The 7899-nt window shown below is 60.0% G+C and carries 8 protein-coding genes; 2 read left to right on the top strand and 6 right to left on the bottom strand.

What is annotated here, in order from left to right:
* The coding region (locus ACFFAR_RS18645; protein WP_375508249.1) for a type VI secretion system Vgr family protein at positions 1–1122 on the bottom strand (1122 nt) is incomplete at its 3' end.
* Between the two features lie 844 nt (positions 1123–1966).
* Between ACFFAR_RS18645 and ACFFAR_RS18640 the strand changes: the two genes are divergently transcribed.
* Complete coding sequence (locus tag ACFFAR_RS18640) at positions 1967–2842, top strand: lipid A biosynthesis lauroyl acyltransferase (RefSeq protein WP_086383067.1); 876 nt, start codon at positions 1967–1969, stop codon at positions 2840–2842.
* Between the two features lie 9 nt (positions 2843–2851).
* Here ACFFAR_RS18640 and ACFFAR_RS18635 read toward each other — a convergent pair whose 3' ends face one another.
* On the bottom strand, positions 2852–3355 hold the full coding sequence (locus ACFFAR_RS18635) for a hypothetical protein (protein WP_062002685.1): 504 nt from the start codon (positions 3353–3355) through the stop codon (positions 2852–2854).
* Between the two features lie 213 nt (positions 3356–3568).
* Between ACFFAR_RS18635 and ACFFAR_RS18630 the strand changes: the two genes are divergently transcribed.
* On the top strand, positions 3569–3823 hold the full coding sequence (locus ACFFAR_RS18630; RefSeq protein WP_062002684.1) for a GlsB/YeaQ/YmgE family stress response membrane protein: 255 nt from the start codon (positions 3569–3571) through the stop codon (positions 3821–3823).
* 59 nt (positions 3824–3882) lie between these two features.
* Here ACFFAR_RS18630 and ACFFAR_RS18625 read toward each other — a convergent pair whose 3' ends face one another.
* The 4 genes from ACFFAR_RS18625 to ACFFAR_RS18610 form a co-directional block, all read right to left on the bottom strand.
* Positions 3883–5079 carry an ROK family protein gene (locus ACFFAR_RS18625; protein ID WP_174364409.1) on the bottom strand — a complete coding sequence of 399 codons (1197 nt, stop codon included), beginning with the start codon at positions 5077–5079 and terminating at the stop codon, positions 3883–3885.
* Between the two features lie 5 nt (positions 5080–5084).
* Positions 5085–5867 carry an ATP-binding cassette domain-containing protein gene (locus ACFFAR_RS18620; protein WP_172812020.1) on the bottom strand — a complete coding sequence of 261 codons (783 nt, stop codon included), beginning with the start codon at positions 5865–5867 and terminating at the stop codon, positions 5085–5087.
* 12 nt (positions 5868–5879) lie between these two features.
* Positions 5880–6866 carry an ABC transporter permease gene (locus ACFFAR_RS18615; RefSeq protein WP_375508248.1) on the bottom strand — a complete coding sequence of 329 codons (987 nt, stop codon included), beginning with the start codon at positions 6864–6866 and terminating at the stop codon, positions 5880–5882.
* Between the two features lie 81 nt (positions 6867–6947).
* Entirely contained in the window at positions 6948–7874 is a 927-nt protein-coding gene (locus ACFFAR_RS18610; RefSeq protein WP_375508250.1) for a sugar ABC transporter substrate-binding protein, read from the bottom strand.
* Positions 7875–7899 lie beyond the last annotated feature (25 nt).

Genomic DNA, 7899 nt, shown 5'->3' with positions numbered 1-7899 from the left:
CGTAGTAGAAACGACCAAGTATTCGATGTTTGCCTGTCTGATTGGATGATTCTCAAGGTGGAACGTGCATCCCGTTACAAGCCCCCGCAAGTTGCCCTTTCCGCGCGCGCGCAGGCGGCGGCAACGCTCAGCATCAAGGCGCACGCTCGCAAAGTGCTCGGCTTCACGCCGGACATTATTCGGCTCACCCGAGAGGCCCATCGCCCCCGCACGCGGTTGCGAGTAATCGCCCCAGCCATAATGTTCCATGTTGTCAAATGACATGGCGCTGGCGTCGTTCACGCTCGCGGCAAGATTTGCACGAGAGCGTGTGTAGTCATAGTCGGTGAGGGTAACGCCACCGGTGGTCAACTCACGCGAGACGGTCAGCGTGTGGACGTGCTCTTCGTCAATGCGCTTGGCATCGGGCGCGTGGTATGAAATTGTTTCGTACGCAGGGCCGTGGCACCTGTGTGAGCCGGGCGAGTCACACAGCACAAGCGTGGCGCCCTCCATGAAGAACGTCAGTCCCCACTCACGCCACAATCTGCTCAAGAACTGGAAATCAGATTCTCGGCACTGGCGGATATAGTCCCGTTTCGGATAAATCCCGTTGAAGCCCGGGGCCGCCAGACGTAGCTCATAGAGGAACGGATAGCACTTTTCCTTCAGGATCGATTCGGTGACCTCAACCACAGTTTGGTTCTGGAAAATACGGTTTTCGAGGTTAAGCGAGGCGAGCCAGAGCCACGGGCGCACGGTGAAGATGTAATACACATGTCGCTCATCGGTCCCTGTACAGCGTACAGCGGTAATGAGTCCATTTATCTCTCGTATGCCCGCGCCGATATTGCCGAGCCCCGTGGTGCCTGGCAAGCCAGGGACGAAGGTTCCCTTACCTTCATATTCGATGGAAATGGCGAGTTCCTTGCCCACCAGCGCTTCGGGCGACACGAGCTCTTTTGCCTGATATACGCGAAGGGTGGGCCTTTCGACCGTGATCACTTCGACCGTATATTCGTAGAGCTTGCCGAGTTTTTCCGAGCCCGAAAGTCGCGTAGCGCTTAGAACTGGGCCTCCGCCCCAAGTCGGGAGCGCGCTTCCCGAAATCATGAGCGTACGGGATTGAAGTGGATTGAACATAACAAATATAGTCTCGCAAGGACGGAACTATGAAGCAATCGGGAAGCGGTGCGCCGCCGAGAATGAAATCCGGGCTAGCCCAAAAAAACTCACCGTCATAGTTGGTCCCCTTACGAGCGATCCCACAGCAGTGAGTGCTTTCATTCATATATGTGTCTCTGTGAGTAGAAGACGGTACGTGAGATCGGCGCCTCTGTGCGATCATTCATCGTCATTCACTAGGATCCCTAAATAACGGTCAATCGATCTAGAATCATACGAGCTTGAAGGAAGAGCCGCAAATGATTCAGAGTGGAAAGCTCTCACAAAACTTAATATTCGACAAAATATTACTATTAGGCCGGGAAAACGGATGCAGTCTGATGCAGTCCCTTGGCAGACGTGCAACTGCCGCGCAGCCCATGCACTAGCGGTCGGGACATGGCGCGGGAGCAATTCGCGCGGGACGGTGTCGGCACTGTTCTCGATAGGGAATATTGAGTTCAATCGAACTAGTGCCGGCACGGTCGTCGGTCCAAGGCGCTTCTGATTCCTCTCACGGCGCGCTCTTCACGAAACTGCGTCGTGTATGCCGGTTGTGCGATCATGGCAGCGTTCAAAGCAGAATATTTCCGCGCGACCGTTCACTCCCGGGCCGTAAAACGGACGCCGGCGGTGCCACGAGCACTTCGAACAGTTGCCGACTCCGCCTTGTTCAGGCGCCTTTTCCGTCTTTGACGCGGATTTCACCGCGCTAGTCTCGCCGTAACTCCTCTTCGACATCCGGTCAACGGCCGATCGTCGGAGTCCAAATCTACTCGGCGCTCGTCACATCTGGTTCGCCGCCCGCATCCAAGGGCCCAGCTTGAACACTATCGGTTTTGCGCTCATCGTAGCGCTGCTGCGCGCGCTCGCGCGGCTACCTTATGGCCTGGTCGCGCGTTTCGGCAGCGGACTTGGCGCCCTGCTTTATTACATTCCCAGCCGCCGGAAACATATTGTGCAGGTCAACCTGCAACTATGTTTCCCGGGCAAGACCGCGGCTGAATACGAACTCCTCGGACGTTCACACTTTCGTCACGTAGTGCGTAGCTACGTGGAACGCGGCGTGCAATGGTTCGGCTCGGCCAACGCCATCGAAAAGCTGGTGAAGCTGGAAAGCCGCATCGATCTGGACGATGAAAACGCCCCGCCCACTATCTTCATGGGTTTTCATTTCGTGGCCATTGAAGTGGGATGCATGCTGTATTCCATGAAACTGCCCATCACGGCGCTCTACACGCCGATGTCCAGCAAGAAGCTGAACACGCTCGCGATCGAACAGCGCGGCCGCTTCGGCGCGGACATGGTCAAGCGCGCCGACAGCGCCCGGCGCATCCTGAAGCTGCTGCGCGGCGGCGGGTCGGTCATGCTCGCCGCGGACATGGATCACGGCATCGAAAATTCGGTATTCGTGCCGTTCTTCGGTGTGCCGGCGTGCACGTTGACATCGGTATCGCGGCTTGCACGGCTCGGCCGCGCCCGTGTCGTGCCGTTCGTGACCGAAGTGCTGCCGGACTTCAAGGGCTACAAGATGACCATCTTCGAACCGCTCGCCGACTTTCCCTCAGAAAGCGATGAAATCGATGCCCGCCGCATGAACGCGTTCCTCGAATCGCAAGTGGTGCGTTTTCCGGAACAGTATTACTGGGTGCATCGGCGATTCAAGCATCGGCCCGAGGGCGCACCGGCAGTGTATTGAAACAATGCGTCATTCGGGCTTGCGGAAATCGTTGTCCACCCAGGCCTGCGCGCTGGTCTTGCTGAACTTGAATCCCGCCGAAACGCGCACTTGCGCCAGCACCCCGCCGAACATGTCGAGCGCCTTCAGGTCCGCGTAAGGATCGTCCTCGTCGGGCACGATATCAAGTGTCACCGTCACATCTTCGCCGTTCGCGCGAACCATTACATCCTTGTGAAGCATGGCGTGGCGCTGCTGCTCGTGGCGGCGCAGTACTTCGGACGCCGTCTTGATCAGCGTGCGAAATGCGTTCGGATCGAGCGGCTTGGGATTCTTCTTGTCGCGGCCCATGGTCCACGGACCCGTCAACGCCGGTTCGACTTCTCCATCCTTGATCATCTCGACGGCCCAGCCGTCGTCGTCTTCATTTTTGATCACACGGGCGGTCCACCCGTCATCGCGCCACAGGCGTGGTTCGTGGATGGTGTTGTCTTCGTCGGCGTGGAGGTCTTGATCGGAATCGGATACGGTCATGGAGCAAAGTTCGGTTTGAGTGGCTTGAAACACGCGCTTCGTTGCGGGGGCGTTGCAAACGTCGCGGCGCGCTGTCGATGTGACGAATTTTAACTGCAAGAAGCGGCGGCATCGTCGAAAATGCCTGAACGCTGGCCGATTGGTCTACGGCACCTGTGTGCCGGCGTGCCCGGATCTTCCGGGGACAATCGCCAACACTACGGAGGATTTACGATGCTTTCACTCATTGGCACCATTATCGTCGGCGGCATCATCGGGTTGATTGCCCGTGCGATCAAACCCGGCAACGACAGCATGGGCTGGATCATGACAATCGTGCTCGGTATTGCCGGGTCGCTGATTGCGGGCTACGCAGGCCGCGCGATGGGGTGGTATCAGGAAGGACAACCGGCGGGCTGGATCGCGTCCATCATCGGTGCAATCATTCTGCTGGTGATTTGGGGGCTGGTGACCAAACGCCGGGCCTGACCGGCTTCCAAAGCATAAGGGGCTGTTGCGGCGAAAGCTGCAACAGCCCTTTGCTTGCGCTATGCACTCATTCCCGATTTCAGGAACAGCACATGGCGCGGCGCGAAGTGCGTATATAACGGCAAGATTGCGCCGCCCATGGCGCGGGCATCGGCGCCAATTTCGCCCTCTACGAGTCGCGGGCGCAACATGCCTTGCCAGTCGAATGCATCGAGCGCAATGTTCGTGCGGCTCAAAACCTCCCGCAACAATCCACGATCCAGTTCGCCGTCGATCACGATGGCATCGAGATCGACCAGCGCCGCCGCGGATGCAATCGCCGAAGCCAGCGCGGGACATGCATCGTGGAGCCACGCTTCGCAAAGCGGCCACAATTCGGCTGAAAGTGCACGCTGGTCGTGTGCGGCATCGGCGGGAAATCCCGCTTCCGTGAAACGCTTCTCCAGAACATAGATCGAAGCCACGTTCAGCAATTGCGGCGCGCCTTCGGACCTGACCGGAAACGATCCCACAGCACCGGCGTTGCCCTTGGGCCCGGCATGCAGGCGTCCATCGATAACGAGACCGCCGCCAATGAACGTGCCGATAAAAACGTACAAGAAATCGCGCAATCCGCGCCCTTGACCCATCAGCAATTCGGCGGCGCACGCGGCGGTCGTGTCCTTCGCGAATTCAACGGGCAATGGCGTGAGCGCCTGCACGCGCGCGCGGATATCGATCTCGTTCCATGCGGCGAAAACGTCGGGCGGGGTATCGAAGAAGGTACGCCAGCCGCCCAGCCACAACGGCGCCGCCACCCCTATGCCGACCACTTTGGCGGCGTCCCCGGCGAGTGCGAGCATCGTTGCGTCGAGTTTGTCTGCAAGCAGTGCGAAGACCGTGCGCGGATCGGGATACGCATAGCCGATGGTCTCGCGCGCATGCACCTGGCCCGAGAAATCCATGGTCAGCACATCGAGACTGCGCCGGCCCACTTTCACGCCGATGGAAAACGCGCCGTCCGCGCGCAGCGAGATGGGCACCGACGGCTGCCCCATACGCCCTTGCACGCGCGTTCTCGGTTCACGCGCGAGCAGGCCGTCATCGATCAGACGATCCACGATCAACGACGTCGTCTGCGAACTCAAGCGCGTCAGCCGTGCAATATCCGACTTGGGCAGCGGGCCATGCACGCGCACTGCCTGCAACACGATGCGCTCGTTCATCTGCCGCATGCCGGCTGGCTTCGAGGTGCTTGCGGACGTGGACGAACTCATCGGGCTCAAGCAATCGCCTGGACATCGGCCTGTTTTGCGCCTGTCATGATCGCGACCGCCTCGGACATGTGGATGTCGCGCGTGTTGACCAGCGCCGCGCGCCGCCCGAGCCGCTGAATGTGGATACGGTCTGCGATCTCGAACACGTGCGGCATGTTGTGGCTGATGAGGATCACCGGCAAACCGCGATCGCGCACGCGCCGGATCAACTCCAGCACCATGTTCGATTCCTTCACGCCAAGCGCGGCCGTGGGTTCATCGAGGATCACGACGTGCCGCGCAAAGGCCGCGCTGCGCGCCACCGCAACGCCTTGCCGCTGGCCGCCGGAAAGCGTTTCGACCGCCTGTTTCATGGAGCGGATGCCGATCTGCAGCCCCTCCATATGCGCGATGGCTTCCTGCAGCATGCGGCGTTTGTCGATCATCTTGAACACCGAGCCGAGCACGCCGGGGCGTCGCAGTTCGCGTCCGAGAAAGAGATTTTCCGCGATGCTCATCGCCGGCGCGACCGCCAGATCCTGGTACACGGTCTCGATGCCCTGCGCGCGGGCATCGAGCGGACTGCGGAAGTGGACCGGTTTTCCATCGAGCAGGATCTGGCCTTCATCCGGCACGAGCGCGCCCGACAGCGCCTTGATCAGCGATGACTTGCCCGCGCCGTTATCGCCGATGACCGCCATGATCTCGCCGGGGAGCAGTTCGAAGTCGACGCCATCGAGCGCGGTAACAGAGCCATAGCGCTTGATGACGCCGCGCGCTTCCAATACGAGCTTGCGTGTGTCGTTCATGGCCATTACTCCTTAAGCGCGTGGACGCGCGAGCTTGTCAGCGGCGACCGCGAGAATCACCAGGATGCCGGTGATCAGGATTTGATAAACCGACGACACGCCGATCAGCGTCAGGCCGTTGCGGAACACGCCGACAATCAAGGCGCCCAGCAACGTACCGATGATCGTGCCGCGTCCACCAAAAAGACTCGTGCCGCCGAGCACGACCGCCGTGATGGAATCGAGATTCTCGGTTTGCCCGGCTTGCGGATCGCCCACGCCTGTTCGCACAACCGACAATAACGCCGCGATGCCGCAGAAAAACCCCGCAAGCGTATAAACGGTGATCAGGATTTTCTGCGACGAAAGTCCCATCAGCCGCGCAGCTTCCGCGTTGTTGCCAAGCGCGTAGAGATGCCGGCCGGGCACGGTATCGCGTAACACGAACCACACGACGAGATACATCAGCAAGGTGAGCACGGTGCCATACGTGACTTCCGCGCCACCGAGGTGGAACGTGGTCCCGAAGAACATCATGGCGTCAGGCAGGTTCGTGACGCTCTCTGCATTCGAATAAACCTGCGTCAATGCAAACGCAATGTTGAGCGTCCCGAGCGTCACGATGAACGCGGGCAACTTGATCTTCGTGATCAGCGCACCATTGAGCAATCCGAACAATGCACTTGCCCCGACGCCGCAGACGATCGCGAGCACGGGCGGGATGCCGAGCGTCACGGCAAACTTGGTCATGATGATCGAGCCGAACGCCATTACCATGCCGCACGACAAATCGATACCGCCCGTCAGCACGATCAGCGTCTGCCCGATCGCAATCACGGCGACGACCATGGTCTGCTGAAGGATCAGCGAGATGTTTTGTATCGATAAAAAGCGGTTGCTTTGCCAGATGAAGAACGCGCACGCGATCACGAGCGCCGCAAGCGGACCGATATCCGTGATAGACGGCAAACGGTCGGCAAACGTTGCACGCCCGGCGGTGGGAGAGGTGGATTGCGTCATGATTCGGGACCTCGACAGCGACATCTTAAAGGCGCCTTCATGCAACGCCCGAGCACCGGGCGCTGCATGCGGCGTGGCGTCTTACTTGTTGCCCCAGCAGTTGTCCAGACCGAACTTCGTGTCCTTGCCGGTGACGCCTGACACGGGTTTGTCGGTAATCAGCGTGACGCCGGTATCGTGATAGCCCGTCGCTTTCTTGCCCGTCTTCGCGTAGTCGATTCCGGCCTGCACGCCTTGCGCCGCCATCACCAGCGGATATTGCTGCGACGTCGCGGCGAAGTTGCCGGACTTCACATTGCGCACGCCTTCACATCCGCCGTCGATAGACACGATCATCACGCTCTTGTCCTTGCCCGCCGCCTTGAGCGCGCGATACGCGCCTGCCGCAGCCGGTTCGTTGATCGTGTAGACAAGGTTGATGTCGGGCACTTTCTGCAGGCAGTTTTCCATCGCCGTCTGACCCTTCGACTGATCGCCGCGCGTGTCCTGGCTGCACACAATCGACGGGTCGCCTTCTTTTACGCCGAAGCCCTGGAGGAAGCCGTTGTGGCGCAGCACGCCGACCGACACGCCCGGCGCGAGGTCCAGTGTGGCGATCTTCGCGGGCTTGCCGCCAAGCGATGCTTTCGCGTACTCGCCGATCAGCACGCCGGCCTTGAAGTTATCGGTGGCGAAAAGTGCGTCGGTTGCGTCTTGCGGTTCCGTGGGGGTATCGAGCGCGATCACGAGGATGCCTGCTGCGCGCGCTTTCTTGAGCGTCGGGACGATAGCCTTGGTATCGCTCGGCGTGATCAGGATGGCCTTGACGCCGGCCGTGATCATGTTTTCTACCGCCGTCACCTGGCTCGCGTTGTCGCCGTCGAACTTGCCGCTCGCCGTGAGGAGTTTGGCGCCACCTTGCTGCGCCGCTTGCTCCGCGCCCTGCTTCATCTTCACGAAGAACGGATTCGTTTCGGTCTTGGTAATGAGGCCGATCACGGGTTGATCGGCGGCGAGCGCGGCGCTCATCGTGCCAAAACTAAGCGCGGCGGCC

This window comes from uncultured Caballeronia sp. (assembly GCF_964243625.1).
Classification (GTDB): domain Bacteria; phylum Pseudomonadota; class Gammaproteobacteria; order Burkholderiales; family Burkholderiaceae; genus Caballeronia.
The sequence above is the reverse complement of the archived record's forward strand: the minus strand, read 5'-3'. Positions and strand labels throughout refer to the sequence as shown.